This is a genomic window from Streptomyces sp. NPDC001858, assembly GCF_053594615.1.
This window is the reverse complement of sequence record NZ_JBSFEV010000010.1, coordinates 189,311-207,970: the sequence shown is the minus strand read 5'-3', so window position 1 is coordinate 207,970 and position 18,660 is coordinate 189,311. Positions and strand designations below refer to the sequence as shown.

The 18,660-nt window shown below is 71.8% G+C and carries 21 protein-coding genes and 2 pseudogenes; 10 read left to right on the top strand and 13 right to left on the bottom strand.

The window, feature by feature from the left end:
- Position 1: 1 nt before the first annotated feature.
- On the bottom strand, positions 2-1,168 hold the full coding sequence (locus ACWCPF_RS17530) for a serine hydrolase domain-containing protein (RefSeq protein WP_451045901.1): 1,167 nt from the start codon (positions 1,166-1,168) through the stop codon (positions 2-4).
- Positions 1,123-2,415: a multidrug effflux MFS transporter gene (locus tag ACWCPF_RS17525; RefSeq protein WP_451045900.1), complete on the bottom strand. Its 1,293-nt coding sequence runs from the start codon at positions 2,413-2,415 to the stop codon at positions 1,123-1,125. Before ACWCPF_RS17525 ends, ACWCPF_RS17530 begins: the two co-directional genes overlap by 46 nt.
- An 85-nt stretch (positions 2,416-2,500) precedes the next feature.
- Between ACWCPF_RS17525 and ACWCPF_RS17520 the strand changes: the two genes are divergently transcribed.
- The 3 genes from ACWCPF_RS17520 (at position 2,501) to ACWCPF_RS17510 (ending at position 5,085) form a co-directional block, all read left to right on the top strand.
- A complete protein-coding gene (locus ACWCPF_RS17520) occupies positions 2,501-3,502 on the top strand; it encodes a Gfo/Idh/MocA family protein (RefSeq protein ID WP_451045899.1) in 1,002 nt (333 codons plus the stop codon).
- A gap of 68 nt (positions 3,503-3,570) precedes the next feature.
- Positions 3,571-4,203, top strand: a complete 633-nt coding sequence (locus tag ACWCPF_RS17515; protein ID WP_451045898.1) for a TetR/AcrR family transcriptional regulator — start codon at positions 3,571-3,573, stop codon at positions 4,201-4,203.
- A gap of 150 nt (positions 4,204-4,353) precedes the next feature.
- On the top strand, positions 4,354-5,085 hold the full coding sequence (locus ACWCPF_RS17510) for a bifunctional DNA primase/polymerase (protein ID WP_451045897.1): 732 nt from the start codon (positions 4,354-4,356) through the stop codon (positions 5,083-5,085).
- Positions 5,086-5,222: 137 nt separating this feature from the next.
- Here ACWCPF_RS17510 and ACWCPF_RS17505 read toward each other — a convergent pair whose 3' ends face one another.
- The 5 genes and pseudogenes from ACWCPF_RS17505 to ACWCPF_RS17485 all read right to left on the bottom strand — a co-directional run.
- Positions 5,223-6,245 carry a hypothetical protein gene (locus tag ACWCPF_RS17505; RefSeq protein WP_451045896.1) on the bottom strand — a complete coding sequence of 341 codons (1,023 nt, stop codon included), beginning with the start codon at positions 6,243-6,245 and terminating at the stop codon, positions 5,223-5,225.
- Positions 6,184-7,077, bottom strand: coding sequence for an iron uptake transporter permease EfeU (efeU, locus tag ACWCPF_RS17500; RefSeq protein WP_451045895.1), 894 nt, complete (start codon positions 7,075-7,077; stop codon positions 6,184-6,186). The genes ACWCPF_RS17505 and efeU overlap by 62 nt, the downstream gene beginning before the upstream one ends.
- A 3-nt stretch (positions 7,078-7,080) precedes the next feature.
- Positions 7,081-8,325, bottom strand: coding sequence for an iron uptake transporter deferrochelatase/peroxidase subunit (gene efeB, locus ACWCPF_RS17495; protein ID WP_451045894.1), 1,245 nt, complete (start codon positions 8,323-8,325; stop codon positions 7,081-7,083).
- A 9-nt stretch (positions 8,326-8,334) separates the two neighbouring features.
- Positions 8,335-9,474 (bottom strand): iron uptake system protein EfeO, encoded by a 1,140-nt coding sequence (gene efeO, locus ACWCPF_RS17490; RefSeq protein ID WP_451045893.1) that lies wholly within the window; start codon positions 9,472-9,474, stop codon positions 8,335-8,337.
- Between the two features lie 189 nt (positions 9,475-9,663).
- Positions 9,664-9,897, bottom strand: a pseudogene (locus ACWCPF_RS17485) (hemin ABC transporter ATP-binding protein); the annotation flags it as partial.
- A gap of 268 nt (positions 9,898-10,165) precedes the next feature.
- Here ACWCPF_RS17485 and ACWCPF_RS17480 point away from each other — a divergent pair.
- Together ACWCPF_RS17480 and ACWCPF_RS17475 are read left to right on the top strand one after the other, a co-directional pair.
- Complete coding sequence (locus ACWCPF_RS17480; protein ID WP_451045892.1) at positions 10,166-10,672, top strand: hypothetical protein; 507 nt, start codon at positions 10,166-10,168, stop codon at positions 10,670-10,672.
- Positions 10,555-11,304: an RNA-guided endonuclease InsQ/TnpB family protein gene (locus ACWCPF_RS17475; protein WP_451045979.1), complete on the top strand. Its 750-nt coding sequence runs from the start codon at positions 10,555-10,557 to the stop codon at positions 11,302-11,304. Before ACWCPF_RS17480 ends, ACWCPF_RS17475 begins: the two co-directional genes overlap by 118 nt.
- Positions 11,305-11,341: 37 nt before the next feature.
- Here the strand turns inward: ACWCPF_RS17475 and ACWCPF_RS17470 are convergent.
- Positions 11,342-11,596, bottom strand: a pseudogene (locus ACWCPF_RS17470) (iron ABC transporter permease); the annotation flags it as partial.
- Between the two features lie 71 nt (positions 11,597-11,667).
- On the opposite strand from ACWCPF_RS17470, the gene ACWCPF_RS17465 reads away from it, so the two are divergent.
- Together ACWCPF_RS17465 and ACWCPF_RS17460 are read left to right on the top strand one after the other, a co-directional pair.
- Positions 11,668-12,312: a PhzF family phenazine biosynthesis protein gene (locus tag ACWCPF_RS17465; protein WP_451045891.1), complete on the top strand. Its 645-nt coding sequence runs from the start codon at positions 11,668-11,670 to the stop codon at positions 12,310-12,312.
- 106 nt (positions 12,313-12,418) lie between these two features.
- A complete protein-coding gene (locus tag ACWCPF_RS17460; RefSeq protein WP_451045890.1) occupies positions 12,419-12,625 on the top strand; it encodes a hypothetical protein in 207 nt (68 codons plus the stop codon).
- Between the two features lie 93 nt (positions 12,626-12,718).
- Here the strand turns inward: ACWCPF_RS17460 and ACWCPF_RS17455 are convergent, their stop codons facing one another.
- Positions 12,719-13,366: a biliverdin-producing heme oxygenase gene (locus tag ACWCPF_RS17455; protein ID WP_451045889.1), complete on the bottom strand. Its 648-nt coding sequence runs from the start codon at positions 13,364-13,366 to the stop codon at positions 12,719-12,721.
- Between the two features lie 123 nt (positions 13,367-13,489).
- On the bottom strand, positions 13,490-14,347 hold the full coding sequence (gene map, locus ACWCPF_RS17450) for a type I methionyl aminopeptidase (protein WP_451045888.1): 858 nt from the start codon (positions 14,345-14,347) through the stop codon (positions 13,490-13,492).
- 57 nt (positions 14,348-14,404) lie between these two features.
- Between map and ACWCPF_RS17445 the strand changes: the two genes are divergently transcribed.
- The gene (locus ACWCPF_RS17445) at positions 14,405-14,653 is read left to right on the top strand and encodes a hypothetical protein (RefSeq protein ID WP_451045887.1); all 249 of its coding nucleotides are present in this window, start codon (positions 14,405-14,407) and stop codon (positions 14,651-14,653) included.
- Here ACWCPF_RS17445 and ACWCPF_RS17440 read toward each other — a convergent pair whose 3' ends face one another.
- Positions 14,654-16,030, bottom strand: coding sequence for an MFS transporter (locus tag ACWCPF_RS17440; protein ID WP_451045886.1), 1,377 nt, complete (start codon positions 16,028-16,030; stop codon positions 14,654-14,656). It lies immediately after the preceding gene.
- A 65-nt stretch (positions 16,031-16,095) separates the two neighbouring features.
- A complete protein-coding gene (locus ACWCPF_RS17435; RefSeq protein ID WP_451045885.1) occupies positions 16,096-16,698 on the bottom strand; it encodes a hypothetical protein in 603 nt (200 codons plus the stop codon).
- 103 nt (positions 16,699-16,801) lie between these two features.
- Here ACWCPF_RS17435 and npdG point away from each other — a divergent pair, with 103 nt between their 5' ends.
- Both npdG and ACWCPF_RS17425 read left to right on the top strand, forming a co-directional pair.
- Positions 16,802-17,530 carry an NADPH-dependent F420 reductase gene (gene npdG, locus ACWCPF_RS17430; protein ID WP_451045884.1) on the top strand — a complete coding sequence of 243 codons (729 nt, stop codon included), beginning with the start codon at positions 16,802-16,804 and terminating at the stop codon, positions 17,528-17,530.
- Between the two features lie 4 nt (positions 17,531-17,534).
- On the top strand, positions 17,535-17,807 hold the full coding sequence (locus ACWCPF_RS17425) for a hypothetical protein (protein WP_451045883.1): 273 nt from the start codon (positions 17,535-17,537) through the stop codon (positions 17,805-17,807).
- On the opposite strand, the gene ACWCPF_RS17420 is transcribed toward ACWCPF_RS17425, so the two are convergent.
- A complete protein-coding gene (locus ACWCPF_RS17420; protein ID WP_451045882.1) occupies positions 17,797-18,594 on the bottom strand; it encodes a site-2 protease family protein in 798 nt (265 codons plus the stop codon). The genes ACWCPF_RS17425 and ACWCPF_RS17420 overlap by 11 nt on opposite strands.
- Positions 18,595-18,660 lie beyond the last annotated feature (66 nt).

The following is an 18,660-nucleotide window of genomic DNA, read 5'->3' as shown; positions in this document are numbered from 1 at the left end:
CTCACCGCACCGCCATCGCCATCCGCGTCCCCGCCAGCGCCCGGGGTGAGCTGTCCGGCGGCCTGCGCACCGGGTGGACCGTGTTGGCGAGGAGCACGACGAACGTGTCCGTCGCCGGGTCCAGCACCAGCGAGGTCCCCGTGAAGCCCGTGTGGCCCGCCGCGCCCTCGCCCGCCAGCTCGCCCATGAACCACGGCTGGTCCACCGCGAAGCCCAGCCCCGGCGGCGCCAGCAGCAGTTCCACGAAGTCGGGGCCGAGGATGCGGGCGGGACCGTACGAACCGCCCGCCAGCAGGGTCCGGCAGAACACGGCCAGGTCCCGGCCGGTCGAGAACAGGCCCGCGTGACCGGCCACCCCGCCCAGCGCCCAGGCGTTCTCGTCGTGCACCACGCCCCGCAGCATCCCCCGGTCCGTCTTGGCCCACGGCCGCCGCTGATGCTCGGTGGCCGCAGCGCCGGGGCAGGGCCCGAAGTCGGTCGAGGTCATCCCCAGCGGCCGGGTGATCCCCTCGTGCACGAGGACGTCGAGCGTGCGCCCGGTCAGCCGCTCCAGCAGCTGCTGGAGCAGCAGCATGTTCAGGTCGGAGTACACATACGTGCCCGCCTCGCCGACCGGCGCCTCCGCGCGCAGCAGCCGCATCCGCTCCGTGTCGTCCGCGCAGTCGTACAACGGCAGCTCGGGACGGAGTCCGGAGGTGTGCGTGAGGAGCTGGCGGACGGTGATGTCGTGGGCGGCGGCCGCCCGGAAGTCGGGCAGATACGCGCCGACCCGCGCGTCGATGCCGAGGGTGCCGCGCTCGATCTGCTGCACGGCCGCGACGGACGTGAACAGCTTGGTGAGGGACGCCAGGTCGAAGGGGGTGTCGACGGTCATCGGGACCCGTCGCTCCGGCGGCAGCTCCACGCCTGCGTCGGCCACCGGGTCGTACGCCGAATACCGCACCGCCCAGCCCACCGCCTCGCGCACGGCGATCACGGCGCCGCGCCCGGCCACCACCACGGCGCCGGGCGCCCAGGGCCGGTCGCCCGCGGTGAGGTCCACGACGTCACGTACGAGGAGCCGCGTCTCCTCGGGGTCGAGACCGGCCCGCTCCGGTGTGTCGACGCGCAGTCTCGGTGCGCTCAGCTCTCCGCCCCTTCCGGCCCCGTATTCGTCCAGGGGCGGCACATCACCACGAAGCAGGCCATGGCCACCAGTACGGCCGTCAACTGGACGACGGCCATCGGGACGGCCGTGTGCTCGCCGGCGATCCCGACGAGCGGCGAGGCGATCGCGCCGATGAGGAACGAGGAGGTGCCGAGGAGCGCGGAGGCGGAGCCCGCCGAGTGCCGCACCCGCATCAGCGCGAGGGTCTGGGCGTTGGGCAGCGTGACGCCCATCGCGGACATCAGCACGAACAGCGCGGCGGCCACCGGGGCCAGCCCGACCGCGCCGAACACGCCCGTCGTCATCAGCAGCAGGGCCGTCGCGGCCAGCACGACCACCGTCAGCCCGACGGCCAGCACCCGGTCCAGCCGGACCCGCCCCACCAGCACCTTTCCGTTGATCTGGCCGACCACGACCAGCCCGATCGAGTTCACCCCGAACAGCAGACCGAACGTCTGCGGGGAGGCCCCGTAGATCTCCTGGACCACGAACGGCGAGGCGGAGATGTACGCGAACAGCGCGGCGAAGGTGAAGCCGCCCGTCAGCATGTAACCGGTGAAGCGCAGATCGGCCAGGAGTCGGCGCATCGAGCGCAGGGCCTCGCCGACCCCGCCCGAATGCCGCCGCGCGGCGGGCAGCGTCTCCGGGAGCCTGGTCCACACGACCCCGGCCAGCACCAGCCCCACCACGGTGAGCAGGACGAAGACGCCCCGCCAGTCCGTCGCCCGCAGGATCTGCGCGCCGATCAGCGGCGCCACGATCGGGGCGACCCCGGAGACCAGCATCAGGGTGGAGAAGAACCGGGCCATCGCCACGCCGTCGTACAGATCGCGCACGATCGCCCGGGCGATCACGATCGCGCCCGCGCCCGCGAGCCCCTGCAGCAGCCGGAACGCGACCAGCAGCTCGATGTTCGGCGCCAGCGCGCACAGCGCCGTCGCCACGATGTACACGGCGAGTCCGGCGAGCAGCGGCCGCCGCCGCCCCCACCGGTCGCTCATCGGGCCGACCACCAGCTGCCCCAGCGCCATCCCGGCCAGACAGGCGGTCAGCGTGAGCTGCACGGTCGCGGCGGGCGCGTGCAGCGAGCGGGTGACGTCCGGCAGCGCCGGCAGATACATGTCCATCGACAGCGGGGGAGTGGCGGTCAGGCCGCCGAGGACCAGCGTGACGAGGAGCCCGGCCCGGCGCGGGTCGCGCGCCGCCGCCGCCACGGCCGGCTCCGAGGACAGCCTGGGTTCGGGTTCGGCCCCACCCTTCGGCAACATGCCGCCCCTCCCTCTCCGACACATTCGCCACCTATGCTCTCAGCTCGAACACACTGCTGGGACGTACGCGAGGGCGGAGCGGGGTATGACGACGGAGACGGTGCGCTGGGGGATCCTGGCGACCGGCGGGATAGCCGGAGCCTTCACGGCCGACCTGATCGACCTGCCCGACGCGGAGGTCGTCGCGGTCGCCTCGCGCACCGACGCCTCCGCGAAGGCGTTCGCCGAACGGTTCGGCATCTCCCGGGCCTACGGCGACTGGGCCGCGCTCGCGGCCGACGACGACATCGACGTCGTCTACGTCGCCACCCCGCACGCCGCCCACCGCGAGGCCGCGGGCCTGTGCCTGGAGGCCGGACGCAACGTCCTGTGCGAGAAGGCGTTCACGCTGAACGCGCGCGAGGCCGAGGAACTCGTCGCGCTGGCCCGCGACCACGACCGCTTCCTGATGGAGGCCATGTGGATGTACTGCAGCCCGGTCGTCCGCCGCCTCAAGGCCCTCGTCGACGACGGCGCGATCGGCGAAGTCCGCACCGTGCAGGCCGACTTCGGCCTCGAAGGCCCCTTCCCGCCCTCGCACCGGCTGCGCGACCCCGCCCAGGGCGGCGGCGCCCTCCTCGACCTCGGCGTCTACCCGGTCTCCTTCGCCCACCTCCTGCTCGGCGAACCGTCCGGCATCGCCGCCCAGGCCGTCCTGTCCGCCGAGGGCGTCGACCTCCAGACGGCGCTGGCCCTGTCCTGGGACTCCGGCGCGCTGGCCGCGCTGCACTGCTCGGTCACCGGCGGCACGGGCACCACCGCCTCCGTCACCGGCTCGCGCGGCCGCATCGACATCCCGTCCGGCTTCTTCCACCCCGACCGCTTCGTCCTGCACCGGGCCGGCCGCGACCCCGAGGAGTTCACCGCCGACCCGGCCGACGGCCCCCGCACGACCTTCCGCCACGAGGCCCGCGAGGTCATGCGCGCGCTGCGGGCCGGCGAGACGGAGTCCCCGATGATCCCCCTCGACGGCAGCCTCGCGGTCATGCGGACGCTGGACGCCGTCCGGGAGCGGATCGGGGTCCGCTACCCGGGCGAGGACGCGTAACCGCTCCCACGGATCCCGTCGGCGAGACGTCCCGTCTCACCCCTCGGCGCCGTTGGTACCGTCGACCCATGGTCACCCAGTCCGGAAAGCCGGCCCCCGACACCTCCCGACGCAGCGAGCGCTCGCGGCGCGCCATCTACGACGCGGCGCTCGCCCTCGTCGCGGAGGCCGGCTACCCGAAGACCACCATCGAGGGCATCGCCGCCCGCGCCGGAGTGGGCAAGCAGACCATCTACCGCTGGTGGGGATCGAAGGCCGACGTCCTCCTGGAAGCCTTCCTCGACCTCAGCGAACAGGCCGCGCGGGACGCCGGCGCCTCGGACGAGGAGCCGTACGCCATCCCCGACACCGGCGACCTCGCCGCCGACATCAAGGCCGTGCTGCGGGCCACCGTCGACCAGCTGACGGACCCCAGATTCGAGGCGCCCTCCCGCGCCCTGGCCGCCGAGGGCGTCGTCAACGAGCAGGTCGGCCGCGAGTTCACGGCCAAGCTCATGGAACCGTCCATCCAGCTGTACGTGGACCGGCTGCGCGCCGCCCAGGAGGCCGGCCAGGTCCGCGCCGACCTCGACCCGCGCATCGCCCTCGAATTCTTCATCTCCCCGCTCGCCCAGCGCTGGCTCCAGTACACGGGCCCGATCACGTACGAGTACACGGACACCCTGGTCGACTACGCCCTGCACGGCCTGGCCCCCCGCTGACCGTCCTTGACGGCAGGGTCACATCAGCCACTCTGGCCCCACCCGTCCCACCCGTCCCACCTGCCCCGATTCACGGCTACGGCCCCCCGATGCGCAGGATGGTGGGACCATGAGGCATGCTGTCCGCACCACAGCGAGGCGAGGGGACAGATGAGCGCGGAGTTCGACGGCCGGACCGGCCTGTGGGGCAAACTCTCCGACTGGCTGCGCCCGAGCGGCCCGACGGAGGCCGCCGACGACAGCGGCCGTGAGGCCCTGCTGCTGGCCGCCGCGGAAGCGGGACTGCCGCTCTCACCCGCCGCCCACCCGGCCCCCGGCTACCGCTGCTCCTGCGACCGGGTCGGCTGTCCGACCCCGGCCCGGCACCCGGTGTCCTTCGCCTGGCAGACGCAGTCCACCACCGACCGCGCCCAGATCGAACGCTGGGCCCGGCACCAGCCGCAGGCCAACTTCATCACCGCCACCGGGATGACGCACGACGTCCTCGACGTGCCCCTGGAGGCCGGCCGGTCGGCACTCGAACGGCTGCTCGAAGCCGGCATCGAGGTCGGCCCGGTGGCCGAGAGCGACGACGGCCGCCTGCTGTTCTTCACCCTCACCCGCGGCACCCCCGAGGACGAGGACGAGTGGTGGCCCTGCGAGCTGGACTGCCACCCCGAGACCATGGACGAGCACCCCGGCCTGCGCTGGCACTGCCGGGGCTCCTACGTCCTGGTCCCCCCGGCCCGGCTCCCGGGGGACGACGGCCGGTCGGTCCGCTGGCTGCGGGGCCCCGAGCACGCCCTCCCGGACCCCCTGACCCTCCTGGAGACCCTGACGGACGCCTGCGCCCGGCACGGAGCCGAACAGGACCACGCCACCTCGGGATGGCAGCGCTTCTAACCGGGTCGGGGAAGTCGGCTACGGTTCGGCAGCGCCCTGAAGGGGCGCGGGGAACTGCGCGACCGGCCACGACGGCGCCGCAGCGGAACGACGGCAGATCGCGGCACTTCCAGCGGGGCGGTCAGCCGGACGGCGCACTACTCGCCCTTCGCCGCGGTCAGGCCCTCCAGGCGGCTCAGCAGCGACACCTTGCCGCCGGCCGACCCCTTCGCGGGCGCGACGGCGACCTCGTTCGCGACGAACTCCATGGTCAGCGACTGCTTCGTCTCACCGGTCGTCAACGCCTGCACGTTCTGGTTGGGCGTCGGCACCGCCGCCCCCGGCGCGGCCGTCTGCTTCATGTAGTGGTGCGTGGTGAAGAACACCACCGCACCCCCGTCGACCGTGCGCAACGCCAGCGGCGCGTACTCGCCGCCCGTCAGCTCCTCGTCGATGTACTGCGTGACGAGCCCCGGCTTGGTCGCGTTCTTCGCCCGCGTGGCGCGCATCTCGTCGGTGTACGCGCCGTTCGCGAACGCGCCCTGGCCGCTCTGCAGATACGTCGCGTAGCTCTTGCTCAAGTCCTTCGGCGCCAGCGCCAGTTCGGCGGTGTCCGCCGCAACCGCCTCGGCGTGGCCGTCCTCGTCCTTCTTGAACTCCGGCATCGAACCGGCCGCGACGAACGTCAGATACGTCGCCTGCCACGGCTCCGACAGCTTCTTCCGGGTGAAGACCAGCAGCCAGCGCGAGTCGCCGCCCTTGTTGCCCTTCGCGTCGGCGACGAACCAGCGCGGCCAGCCCGCCTTCTCGGCGATCGTGTACTTCACGTCCGACAGCACCAGCGGCGTGTGCTCCGGGTTGCCGCCCGGGTTGTTGACCCGCCCCGCCTTCAGCCGCGCCCCGTCGATGATCCCGAGGGCGCCGGCGGTGTACTCGGCGTCGAGAGAACCGTCGAACGCCGCGTCCGCCTTGTTGTATGCGGCCGTGAACTGTTCGACCGCCTGCACGGCCTCCCCCTGCGTGGCCCCCGGGAGCACCTCGAGCTCCCCGTGCACCACCACACAGCCGCTCGCGGTGAGCGAGACGGCCGTCAGCGAGGCCGCCATGAGTGCGTACCGGTCACGGCTGCGGAGCCTTCGACGCTGCGGAACCCCGGTCGTCAGGCTGCGTTCCCTGGTCATCAGGTGACTTCACCCTCCCCTTCCCGGAGGCGAACCCTACCGGGGCGAGGAACAGCGCGAGCGTCGGGACCAGGTACAGCAGCCACACCGTGACCTGGAGGACCGTCGGATCGGGCTGGAAGTTGAACACGCCCTTCAGCAGCGTGCCGTACCAGCTGTCCGGCGGGATCGTGTCGCTGATGTCGAACGCCTTGTCCGTCAACCCCGGTACCCAGTCGGCCTCCTGGAGATCGTGGAAGCCGTACGCCAGCACGCCCGCGGCCACCACGACGAGCATGCCGCCGGTCCAGGTGAAGAACCTGGCCAGGTTGATCCGCACCGCGCCCCGGTAGAACAGCCAGCCCAGCAGTACCGCCGTGGCCAGGCCCAGCGCCACTCCGATCAGCGGGCGCGGGGTGCCGTCGCCGGCCGCGTGCACCGACGCCCACACGAACAGGGCCGTCTCCAGGCCCTCCCGGCCGACCGCGAGGAACGCGGTGGCGACCAGCGCGCCGGTGCCCAGCGCCAGCGCCGCGTCCAACTTGCCGTGCAGTTCGCTCTTCAGGTGCCGGGCCGTGCGCCGCATCCAGAAGACCATCCAGGTCACCAGTACGACCGCGAGGATCGACAGCGACCCGCCGAGCGCCTCCTGCGCCTGGAACGTCAGTTCCTGGGAGCCGAATTCGAGGACGCAGCCGAAACCGAGGGCGAGCAGCACCGCGACGGCGATGCCGGTCCACACCGGCCTCAGCGCGTCCCGGCGGTCGGTCTTCACCAGATAGGCGATGAGGATGCAGACGACGAGTGAGGCCTCCAGGCCCTCCCGCAGTCCGATCAGGTAGTTGGAGAACACGGGCTACGCCTCCTTTCCGCTTCCGGAGAACAGCGTCCGGCCCCACCAGTCGTCCTTGTCGCGGACGCCCGGCGGGACGGCGAAGACGGCCGAACCCACGTGCTGGATGTACTCGTTGAGCGCATCGGTGGCGAGATTGCGCTGGACGCGCACGAACCCCTCGCGCACATCACGCTGGTAGGCGAGGAAGAACAGGCCCGCCTCCAGCCGGCCCAGGCCGTCGGTGCCGTCGGTGAAGGAGTAGCCGCGGCGCAGGAGCGTCGCCCCGTGGTTGGAGTCCGGGTGCGCGAGCCGTACGTGCGCGTCGGGCTTCATCGCCTTCAGGAACGGCTCGTCGCGCTCCTTGGCCTTGCCCACGGGAGCGCCCTCGCCCTTGTCCCGGCCGAAGATGTCCTCCTGCTCCTGAAGCGAGGTGCGGTCCCAGGTCTCGATGTGCATCCGGATGCGCCGGGCGACCAGATACGACCCGCCGGCCATCCACTCGGGCCCGTCCTTCTCGTCGACCCACACGAACTTCGTCAGCCGGTCGGTCTCGGTGCCCGCGATGTTGCGGGTGCCGTCCTTGAAGCCCATCAGGTTGCGCGGGGTCTGCGCCTCGGGCGTCGTCGACGAGGTCTTGCCGAAGCCGAGCTGCGACCAGCGCACGACGACCTTGCCCATGCCGATCCTGGCCAGGTTGCGGATCGCGTGCACGGCGACCTGGGGGTCGTCCGCGCACGCCTGGACGCACAGGTCGCCGCCCGAGCGGGCCGGGTCGAGGGCGTCCCCGGTGAACTGCGGCAGGTCCACCAGGGCCGCGGGCCGCTGCCCCGCGAGCCCGAAGCGGGCGAACAGCGACGGCCCGAAGCCGATCGTGAGCGTCAGCCGCGACGGCTTCAGCCCCAATGCCTCGCCGGTGTCGTCCGGCGGCGCCTCGGCGAGACCGCCGTACGCGCCGTCCCCGACCGTCTGGCCGGCCGTCATCCGCCGGGCCGCCTCGGTCCAGTCCTGCAACAGCCGGACGAACTCGGCGCGGTCCTCGGTCTGCACGTCGAACGCGGCGAAATGCAGCCGGTCCTGCACGGGCGTGGCGATGCCCGCCTGATGGGCGCCGTGGAAGTCGACCGCCGCGCCGGTGTCGGCGGCCGTCGGGTCGACGTCGTCGCCGGTACGGGTCATGGCGACCGCCCCGCCGGCCGCGGCGGCGCCGAGCGCGAGCCCGGCCCCGCCCCAGCCGAGCAGCGACCGCCGAGAGGGAGTCTGAGTCATGGCCGGTCCCTACTTCGCGACGGCGGCGGCGAGCTTGGACAGCGGCTCGGCGAGCGCGTTGACCGCGTCCGACAGCTTCTTGCGGTCGGCGGCGCCGACCTTGTCGTAGGAGGTGAACTCGTACGACGACGTGTTCGGGCGGTAGGTGTCCAGCAGCGCGTTCAGCGCGGCGAACTGCTTGTCCAGTTCGGTGACCAGAGCCGCGTCGTTCTCCTTCGCGACCGACTTGAGCAGCTCGTACGACTCCTGCGCGCCCTCGACGTTGGCCTTGAAGTCGACCAGGTCGGTGTGCGAGTAACGCTCCTCCTCACCGGTGACCTTGCCGGTGGCGACCTCGTCGAGGAGCTCCTTGGCGCCGTTGGCCATGGAGGTGGGGGTGATCTCGGCCTTGCCGACCCGCTTCTGCCAGTCCGTCAGGTCGGTGGTGAGCTGGTCGGCGAGGGTCTTGTCCTCGGCGGTGATCTTCTTGTCCTGCCAGAGGGACTTCTCCAGCCGGTGCCAGCCGGTCCACTTCTGGCCGGCCTCCAGGCCGTCGGCGCGGGTGTCGACCAGCGGGTCGATGTCGCCGAACGACTCCGCGACCGGCTCGGTGCGCTCCCAGCCGATGCGGGACGGGGCGTACGCCGCCTTCGCGGCCTCGATGTTCCCGGCCTTGATCGCGGCCACGAAGGTCGCGACCTTCGGCAGCGTCTCGTCGGCCTGCTCCTGCGCGTAACCGCGGTAGGCGGCCACGGCCTTGTCCAGGCGGGGGTCGCGCTGGGCGACGGAGCCGCCGGTGACCTTGAGGCTCTGGCGGATGCCGTCGCCCTTCATGCCCGGCTTGCAGGCGATCTCGTACTCGCCGGCCTTCACCTCGGCGGTGACCCGCTGCTCGGTGCCGGGGCCGATGTTCTCGCGCTCGCTGACGACCCGGTCGTCCGGGAAGAGGATGTAGACCTCGGTGACCTTGGAACCCTTGTTCTCGATGGCGAGTTCGACGTGCCCGGCGGAGATCTCCTTCTTGGAGGTCTCGCACTTGGCGTCCGTGGCGGTCACGCTGATGACCCGGTCGCCGTCCTTCGAGTCGCTCTTCGAGGTGCAGCCGGTGACGGCGGTCAGTGCGGTCAGTGCGGTCACGGCGGTGACGGCGGAGAGTCTGACGGCTCGCATGCGGGCTCCCAGCGGTGGCTGAAAAAACACGTGACAGGGCTCACACGGAGTGGTGAGGCTCGCCTAACTTATCCAAGGCTTACCTGTGTAATACAGGCCCGTGCCGTGATTCACCTCTCATAAATCGCGTAAGAGCACGAGCCGATCACGGTGGCTCAAAACGGACCCCAAGGAAGGGTCAAAGGAGATTCAAAGACTCCGCTTCGGGGTCACGTGGACGGCTCCGGTGCGGGGGTGCGCCAGCACCTCGACGGGCTGGTCGTAGACCTCCGACAGCAGCCCCTCGGTGAACACCTCGTCCGGCGGACCGTCCGCGGCGACCCGCCCGCCGCACAGGACCGCGACCCGGTGCGCGTAAGCGGCCGCCAGCCCCAGATCGTGCAGCACGACGACGACGGCACCCCCCGCGCCCGCCCGCTCCCGCGGAGCGGGGCGGGGACAGCCGGATCGCCGTCAGGGCGATCCGGCGTCGTCGTCCGGGATGCCGAGGGTGGCCATGGACGGTTGGTGTGACGGAAGTCGTGGGACCGGTAGACGGCCAGGGTGCGATCACTCGCACGGGTGATGCTCATCGATGGTGTGCGCGGGCGGGGAATGTGTGGTCTACGTTCACGGCATGGCACGGTTTCGGATGTACCCGACGGGCGAGCAGGAGCGGCGGATGCTGCTGCACTGCGCGCACGCGAGGTAAGTGTGGAACCTCGCCGTCGAGCAGCACGCGCACTGGAGGCCGGGCCGCGGGCCCGCGCCTTCCTTCGCCGAGCAGTGCCGTCAGCTCACCGAGGCCCGGCGCGGCAACGAGTGGCTGGCGGCGGGGAACGCCGACCTGCAGCAGCAGGCGCTGAGGGACTTCGCCACGGCCAGGAACGCCCGCTTCACGTCCGGGTTCGGTGAGCCGACCTGGCGCAAGAAGTTCACGCACGAGGGCTTCCGGGTCATCGGCACCGACCGTGTCCCCGAGTGCCACGCAGACGGCTCGGCGAAGCTGGACGCGAAGACCGGCAGGCAGGTCATGGGCCGCTCGGTGGTCGTGCGGAAGCTGAACCGGCGGTGGGCGCAGGTGAAGGTGCCCGGCTGCGGCTGGGTCCGCTTCCGCCTGAGCGCCGGGGGCAAGGGCGCGAAGCTCCCTGCGGCGAAGACGTTTCGGGTCACCGCGGTGTCACCGTCACCGCTGCCCTCTCCGACGGCCGGAAGCTGAACTGCCCGCAGCTCACCGTCCGGGAACGCGCCCGGATCCGCAAACACCAGCGGTGCGCCGCCCGCGCCTCCAAGGGCAGTGAGCAGAAGACCGCTGCCTACACGGCCGTCGCCCGGCTCAAGGCACGCGAGGCGAACCGGCGCAAGGACTGGTGCGAGAAGACCAGCACCCTGCTTGCCCGGTCGTACGACCTGATCCGCTTCGAGAAGCTGAACATCAGGAACATGACCCGCTCCGCGAAGGGCACCGTGGAGCAGCCCGGCAAGAACGTGACGCAGAAGACGGGACTGAACCGGGCCATCCTCGCCCAGGGCTGGGGCCTGCTCCGGCAGCGCACCGGACACAAAGCCCCCGGCCGGGTCGAGGACGTCCCCGCCCCCTACACATCTCTGCGGTGCAGCGCCTGCGGCTGGATCGACAAGAACTCGCGCAAGAGCCAAGCCGAGTTCGAGTGTTCCTCCTGCGGCTTCACCTGTAACGCGGACGCCAACGCGAGTATCAACGTCGCGGCAGGACAGGGCGGGTTCCCCCGTCCCCGGCGAACAGCCGGTGCCGCAGGAGTGACAACGGCCACCAGCCGTTCGAGCGCCCGTGAACCTCAACCCACTCGGGTTGGAATCCCCCTCTTTTAAGACTCCGTTGGAGTCTTTTGAGAGGGGGAGGATGTCAAAGCACCGACTCCGCGACCCGGTCCAGCTCGCCGCCCCCGAGCCCGATCCGGTGCTGCACGGAGGACAGCACGTCGCCGACCGGGATGGGATAGGCGCCGAGCGCACCGGCCACCGGCACCAGCACGAGGAGCGCCAGGACCAGCCCGGCGGTCAACAGCGGCCCGGTGCCGCGCTTCTTCGGGCCGGCCGGGGGAGCGGGGGCGGCGGGGCCGGCGGCGCCCCCGGTGTCGGCGGGCTTCTCCAGGACGGTCATGGCCGAAAGCTTAGGTTAGCCTTACCTTGACCGGCTATAGCCCTCCGGTCGACCGGTGCTTCAATTCCCCGGTGACTGATTACGACGTGCTCCGTGTCTTCTGTGCGCCGAACGGCGGCTACGGCAACGAACTTGGCGTGGTCCGCGAAGGCTCGGTGCTGCCGGACCGCGAGGACCGACAGGGCTTCGCGGCGAAACTCGGCTTCAGCGAGACGGTGTTCGTCGACGACCCCGAGCGCGGGATCATCGACATCTACACGCCCACCGTCCGCCTGCCCTTCGCGGGCTACCCGTGCGTGGGCGTCGCCTGGCTGCTCGACGTGCCCGAACTCGTCACCCCGGCCGGTGTCGTGGGCACCCGCCTGGACGGCGAGTTCACCTGGATAGAGGCGCGCGCGGAGTGGGCCCCGGCCCGCACGCTGCGCCAGTACGCCACCGCCGCCGAGGTCGACGACCTGCCCGTGCCGCCGCCGGGCGAGTGGATCTACGCCTGGGCCTGGGAGGAGGAGTCCGCGGGCCGGATACGCGCCCGCGGCTTCCCGGGCCGCGACGACGGCATCGACGAGGACGAGGCGACGGGCGCCGCCGCGCTGCTGCTCACCGAGCGGCTCGGCCGGGCCCTGAACATCACCCAGGGCGCGGGCTCCCAGATCCTGACGGCCCCGCAGCCGTACGGCTGGGTGGAGATCGGCGGACGGGTGTTCCTGGAGCGCTGAGCCCTCCGGGCGAGGGCGGGAGGGCCGTACGGGTGGTCTCGCGTGTGCGGGGGGAGGCGAGCGGGGACCACTGGGCGTGATCGCTCAGCTCCGCGAGAGGAACACCATGCGCATCCGATCCGTCCTGGCCGCAACCGTCCTGGGTATCGCCCTGACCGCCGCCGGCGCCGCGACCGCCGGCGCCGACGAGGGCCCCCGGCACCACTACGACAAGGACGACGCCGTGTGCAGCCCGTACGCCGGGTTCATCGACACGGTCTCCAGCGACATCTTCTGGGAAGGCGCGCGCTGCCACCGCTCCGGACACCACTGACGCGACAGACCGGCGGGGCCCCTTCCCTCTCCGGGAAAGGGGCCCCGCCCGTTTTCCTGCCGACGACGCCGCCGATGCCGACTGCGATGCCGCTCACGCCGAGATCCGGAACTCCTCGCCCAGTGCCTGGAAGACGGCCGTGTTCAGCGAGAAGGCGCGCTTGCACTCGCTCACGATCCGCTGCTTCTCCAGGTCGTCCGCGCGCACGCCGTCCAGCAGCTCCCGGTAGCCCCGCTTGAAGGCCGCCGGGTTGCCGATCTCCTCGAAGACGTAGAAGCGGACGCCGTCGCCCTTGCGCTCGAAGCCCCAGGTGCGCTCCGCCTTGTCGCGGATGATCTGCCCGCCGGAGAGGTCGCCCAGGTAGCGCGTGTAGTGGTGGGCGATGTACCCGGCCGGCCACTGCTCGGCGCACTCCCGCACCCGGGCCGCGTACGCCTCGGTCGCCGGCAGGGCCGTCAGCTCCGCCCGCCAGTCGCCGCCCCGCAGATGCGCGAGGTCCCGCTCCAGTGCGGCGAGCCGGAACAGCGCGGGCTGGATGAACGGCCCGGCCACCGGGTCCGAGGCCAGCCGCTCGGCGCCGGCCTCCAGTGCCTCGTACACGAACCAGAGTTGTTCGGTGTACCTGGCGTAGGCGTCGACCCCGAGCCTGCCGCCGAGGAGGTCGCTCATGAACGTCGAGGTCTCGGCCTCCACATGCTGCTCGTGGGAGGCGGTGCGGATGACGGTCGAGAAGGAGTCCATGGGGCATATCCTCTAAGGTAAGGCTTGCCTAAGTCAATGCTTTTGCCGACACCTCGTCGGCAAAAGCGTACAAGAAAAGACCCGCCCCGGTGCAGGGGCGGGTCCGGACGCCGGCTCAGGCCGTCACGGCAGGGTGAGGATCTCCGCCCCGGTGTCCGTCACGACCAGCGTGTGCTCGAACTGGGCGGTCCGCCGGCGGTCCTTGGTCACCACGGTCCAGCCGTCGTCCCACATGTCGTAGTCGTGGGTGCCGAGCGTCAGCATCGGCTCGATCGTGAAGGTCATCCCGGGCTGGATGACGGTCGTCGCGTGCGGGCTGTCGTAGTGCGGGATGATCAGCCCGGAGTGGAACGACGAGTTGATCCCGTGCCCGGTGAAGTCGCGCACCACCCCGTACCCGAACCGCTTCGCGTACGACTCGATGACCCGCCCGATGATGTTGATCTGCCGGCCGGGCCGGACCGCCTTGATCGCCCGCTCCAGCGACTCCCGGGTCCGCTCCACCAGCAGCCGCGACTCCTCGTCGACGTCCCCGACCAGGTACGTGGCGTTGTTGTCGCCGTGCACCCCGCCGATGTACGCCGTCACGTCCAGGTTGACGATGTCGCCGTCGCGCAGGACCGTCGAGTCCGGGATGCCGTGGCAGATGACCTCGTTGACGCTGGTGCACAGGGACTTGGGGAAGCCGCGGTAGCCGAGCGTCGACGGGTAGGCGCCGTGGTCGCACATGTACTCGTGCGCGACCCGGTCCAGCTCGTCGGTGGTGACCCCCGGGGAGATCAGCTTGGCGGCCTCCGCCATCGCCTGCGCGGCGATCCGGCCGGCCCGGCGCATCGCCTCGATCGTCTCGGGCGTCTGCACCTCCGGGCCGGTGTAGGGGGTCGGCGCGGGCTTGCCGACGTACTCCGGGCGACGGATGTTTCCGGGCACGGAACGGATGGGGGACAGCTCCCCTGGGACGAGCAGCGACTGGCCAGACATGCCCGTGAGTCTAACGAGCGGCCATGGGGGAACATGTCGATGGCGAGAGGAGCCGTCATGCCCCTGTTCAAGAAGCGGACCGTCGGCAAACCGGGCGAGTGGTACTACTGCCTGGAGCACAAGAAGGTCGAGGAGGGGCCCGAGTGCCCGGGCAAGGACCGCTTCGGCCCGTACCCGACCCGCGCCGAGGCCGAGCACGCGATGGAGACCGCCCGCGAGCGCAACCTCCAGTGGGAGAACGACCCCAAGTGGCACGACGCCCCGGCGGCCGACACGACGAACGCCGACACCACGAACGACGACTGATCACACGTCCAGGACGGGCGCGGCGGGCGGGGTGGACGCGGCGGACGCGGACGCGGCCGCGCGTTGCGCGCGCCGCCGCGCCGCGTGCTCGTTCGTCCGGGCGTCGTACGTCATCAGCCCCGGCAGACAGAGCGCCAGCAGCCCCACCGCGCCCACGCACAGCAACCCGCCCGACCAGACGGACGTCCGCACCCCCAGCCAGGCCGCGAAGCCGCCGCTGCGCAGCTGGCCGACCGTCGGGCCCACGGAGTAGGACAGCAACTCGATCCCGGCGAGCCGCCCGCGCAGCTCGTCCGGGATCGTCTGGTTCCACATCACCCCGCGGAACACGCCGCTGACCATGTCGAACCCGCCCGCGAACATCAGACAGAGCAGCACCAGCCACACGTTCCCGGCGAGCCCGGCGGCCCCGATCGCCGCGCCCCACAGCGCGGCCGACAGCACCACCATCCGGCCGTGCCGGTGCACCCGCGAGGTCCAGCCGCTGGTGAGACTCACGAGCAGCGCCCCCGCGGGGAGCGCCGCATACATCAGCCCCAGCGACCACTCGGCGTTCAGCTCGTCCGCCAGGAACGGCAGGACGGCGAGCGGCATGGCCAGGAACATCGCGGCCAGGTCGACGGCGTACGTGCCCAGGAGCTCCTTGCGGCTCCACGCGTACCGGGCGCCCTCGGCGATGGCCTTGAGGGAGGGCTTCGCCGCCTCGTGCGCGGCGGGGGAGGCGGCGATGCGCACGACGAGCGCGACCGACACGACGAAGGTGAGGACGTCGGCGGCATAGGCCCAGCCCAGGCCCGCGTAGGCGACGACGACGCCGGCCAGGGCCGGCCCCGCGACCCCGCCCACGGTCCACCGCAGCGAGTTCAGCGAGGCCGCCGCCGCCATGTGCTCGTGGGCCACGATCCGCGGCCACAGCGAGTCGAGCGCGGGCCGCTGGACGGAGACCAGGGCCGCGGAGAGCGCGGCGACGACGTACAGCGGCCAGAGGGCGGGGCCCGGCAGCAGCGCGTTGACCAGCAGCACCGCGCTGAGCAGACCCTGTCCGGCCTCCGTCCACACGATGAGCCTGCGCTTGTCCCAGGCGTCCGCGAGGGCCCCGCCGTACAGCCCGAACAGCACGAGCGGGATCAGCTCCACGGCCCCGATCGCGCCCACCGCCGCGGCCGACCCGGTCAGCTCCTTCACCTGCACGGGCACGGCCACGAAGGTCAGAAAGCTGCCGAAGTTGGACACGGTCCCCGAGACCCACAGCCGCCGGAAGTCCCGGGACGCCCGCCAGGGCGCGAGATCGGGCAGCAGAGCCCGCAGACCGGAGGGAGCGGGAGACCCGGAGGGAGCGGGAGGCGCGGATGCGGGGACATCGTTGTCGTCGGTCACGAGGGGCCATGCTCGGCGAGCCCGATGCCCACGGCAACTGTTTTTCGGGACGGTCACCAAGACGGTCACCACGGGGGCGGGGGCGGGGCCGTCAGCCGTTCGGCCAGGTGGGAGAGGCGGTCGGTGAAGCGGCGGCGGCCGCGTGGCGGCGGGAGCGTCTCGCCGGCGGCCGCGCTCACCAGGTGCTGCACGGTGTCGAGGTCGAGCTCGGAGCCGTCCGGCACGGGGAGCGTCTCGTGCGCCAGGGACGTCAGGTCCGGGTCCGCCTCGCCGGGGCCGAGGGCCAGGATCGTGACGCCGGCGCGGCGGGCGTCCGACACGCGTTCGAGGAGCGGCGCGTCCCCGGACGGCGACGCCACCAGCAGCGTCTCGCCCCGGCGGGCCGCCTCGATCCGGCCCAGGCCGACCGCGAGATGCGCCGGGTCGGAAGGGCGCGCGGCATGCCGCACCAGCGTCGGCGCAAGCTCCGGTGTGCCCGACCACGCGGCCTCGTCCACCAGATGCGCCGCGAGATGCCAGGGCTCGTGGCGGGCGGTGCCCACCAGCAGCAGCCCGCCCCCGTGCGAGACGACCGACCCCCGCAGCACCCCGGCGAACCTCCGGGTGGCCCCCAGCCACTCGGTCCCTGCGAGCACTTCACGCAGCAGCGCGACCCGTACGGCGTCCATGCGGCCGGATACTGCACCAGCCCGCCGCCGCGGTCCCGGGGTTCGCCGGTCGTTCACCCGACATGACGAAGGGCCGCTCCGCACGCCCGCGTAAAGTCGGCCCATGACCTCTACCGACAGTGCACACAACGCCTCCGGGAGCGCTCCGGCGAAGGCCCCCGCCAAGGACCCGTGGGACCTCCCGGACGTCTCCGGACTGGTCGTCGGGGTGCTCGGCGGCACCGGCCCGCAGGGCAAGGGCCTCGCCTACCGGCTCGCCAAGGCCGGCCAGAAGGTGATCATCGGCTCGCGTGCCGCGGACCGCGCCCAGGCCGCCGCCGACGAGCTCGGCCACGGCGTCGAGGGCGCCGACAACGCGGAGACCGCGCGGCGCAGCGACCTCGTGATCGTCGCCGTGCCGTGGGAGGGCCACGGCAAGACGCTGGAGTCCCTGCGCGAGGAGCTGGCCGGCAAGCTGGTCGTCGACTGCGTCAACCCGCTCGGCTTCGACAAGCAGGGCGCGTACGCGCTGAAGCCGGACGAGGGCAGCGCCGCCGAGCAGGCCGCCGCCCTGCTCCCGGACTCCCGGGTGGCCGCCGCCTTCCACCACCTCTCGGCGGTCCTCCTCCAGGACCCGGCGATCGACGAGATCGACACCGATGTGATGGTGCTGGGCGAGGCGCGGGCCGACGTCGAGATCGTGCAGGCGCTGGCCGGCCGGATCCCCGGCATGCGCGGCGTGTTCGCCGGGCGGCTGCGCAACGCGCACCAGGTGGAGTCGCTGGTCGCCAACCTGATCTCGGTCAACCGCCGCTACAAGGCCCACGCGGGCCTGCGCGTCACCGACGTATGAGCGCATGGGGGACACTGGACGGAGCCGGCCCAGCAGTGTCCCCCGATCCCTCGACAGGAGAACCTCCCCGATGCCCCGCCTCGCCCTCTACACCCTCGTCGTCTGCGTGCTCGCCACGGCCGCGGCGGTCGTCTCCTTCGTCCAGGGCAGCTTCCTGGGGATCGTCTGGGTGCTCCTCGCGGGCCTGTCGTCCAACATGACCTGGTACTACCTGCGGCGGGACAAGCTCCGCAAGGCCGCCACGGCCGCGGACGCCGGCGCCGAGGTCACGGGCTGACCTCGCAGAACTCGTTCGTGCCCTCCCAGAAGCGGTACAGCGACTGTCCGCAGTACGTCTCCACGTCGTGGATCCCGAGGCCGCGCAGCACCGCGTCGACCGCGTCGAAGAACACGGCGTTCACCGACGGCACCCACAGCAGCGCGAACACGAACAGCAGCCCGAACGGCGCGAACGGCTCCACCTGCCGCTTGACGTTGTACGACAGCCAGGGCTCGATGACCCCGTAGCCGTCGAGGCCCGGCACCGGCAGGAAGTTCAGGATCGCCGCCGAGACCTGGAGCAGGGCGAGGAACGCGAGCGCGAACCGGAAGTCGGCCGGCACGCCGTCCAGCGCGCCCAGCCAGAACGGCGCCGTGCACACCACCGCGAACAGCACGTTCGTCAGCGGACCGGCCGCCGAGATCAGACTGTGCCGCCACCGCCCCCGGATCCGGTCGCGCTCGATGAAGACGGCGCCGCCCGGCAGCCCGATCCCGCCCATGATCACGAACAGCACCGGCAGGATGATGCTCAGCAGGGCGTGCGTGTACTTGAGCGGGTTGAGCGTCAGATACCCCTTCGCCCCGATCGAGATGTCACCGCTGTGCAGGGCGGTACGCGCGTGTGCGTACTCGTGCAGACAGAGGGAGACGATCCAGGCCGCCGTCACGAACAGGAACACCGCAACGCCCGGCTGCTCGGCGAACCCCGTCCACGTCGCCCAGCCGGTGACCGCCGTCACCGCCAGGATCCCGAGGAAGACGGGACTGATGCTCCGCTCGCCGCGGCTGGTCGCGGTGGTCATGGGGCCCCCTGAGTTCGTACGCACGTGTGGAACTGCCCGACCGTACCCGCCCCGGGCGCACAGGGA

Bases quoted from the DNA above. Each gene is read 5' to 3' on its own strand.
- ACWCPF_RS17525 (WP_451045900.1), bottom strand. From the start codon at position 2,415: ATGTTGCCGAAGGGTGGGGCCGAACCCGAACCCAGGCTGTCCTCGGAG.
- ACWCPF_RS17455 (WP_451045889.1), bottom strand. From the start codon at position 13,366: ATGGACTCCTTCTCGACCGTCATCCGCACCGCCTCCCACGAGCAGCAT.
- ACWCPF_RS17445 (WP_451045887.1), top strand. From the start codon at position 14,405: ATGCCCCTGTTCAAGAAGCGGACCGTCGGCAAACCGGGCGAGTGGTAC.
- ACWCPF_RS17425 (WP_451045883.1), top strand. From the start codon at position 17,535: ATGGGGGACACTGGACGGAGCCGGCCCAGCAGTGTCCCCCGATCCCTC.
- ACWCPF_RS17515 (WP_451045898.1), top strand. From the start codon at position 3,571: ATGGTCACCCAGTCCGGAAAGCCGGCCCCCGACACCTCCCGACGCAGC.
- ACWCPF_RS17520 (WP_451045899.1), top strand. From the start codon at position 2,501: ATGACGACGGAGACGGTGCGCTGGGGGATCCTGGCGACCGGCGGGATA.
- efeO (WP_451045893.1), bottom strand. From the start codon at position 9,474: ATGCGAGCCGTCAGACTCTCCGCCGTCACCGCCGTGACCGCACTGACC.
- ACWCPF_RS17510 (WP_451045897.1), top strand. From the start codon at position 4,354: ATGAGCGCGGAGTTCGACGGCCGGACCGGCCTGTGGGGCAAACTCTCC.
- ACWCPF_RS17460 (WP_451045890.1), top strand. From the start codon at position 12,419: ATGCGCATCCGATCCGTCCTGGCCGCAACCGTCCTGGGTATCGCCCTG.
- ACWCPF_RS17505 (WP_451045896.1), bottom strand. From the start codon at position 6,245: ATGACCAGGGAACGCAGCCTGACGACCGGGGTTCCGCAGCGTCGAAGG.
- efeB (WP_451045894.1), bottom strand. From the start codon at position 8,325: ATGACTCAGACTCCCTCTCGGCGGTCGCTGCTCGGCTGGGGCGGGGCC.
- npdG (WP_451045884.1), top strand. From the start codon at position 16,802: ATGACCTCTACCGACAGTGCACACAACGCCTCCGGGAGCGCTCCGGCG.
- ACWCPF_RS17435 (WP_451045885.1), bottom strand. From the start codon at position 16,698: ATGGACGCCGTACGGGTCGCGCTGCTGCGTGAAGTGCTCGCAGGGACC.
- ACWCPF_RS17420 (WP_451045882.1), bottom strand. From the start codon at position 18,594: ATGACCACCGCGACCAGCCGCGGCGAGCGGAGCATCAGTCCCGTCTTC.
- map (WP_451045888.1), bottom strand. From the start codon at position 14,347: ATGTCTGGCCAGTCGCTGCTCGTCCCAGGGGAGCTGTCCCCCATCCGT.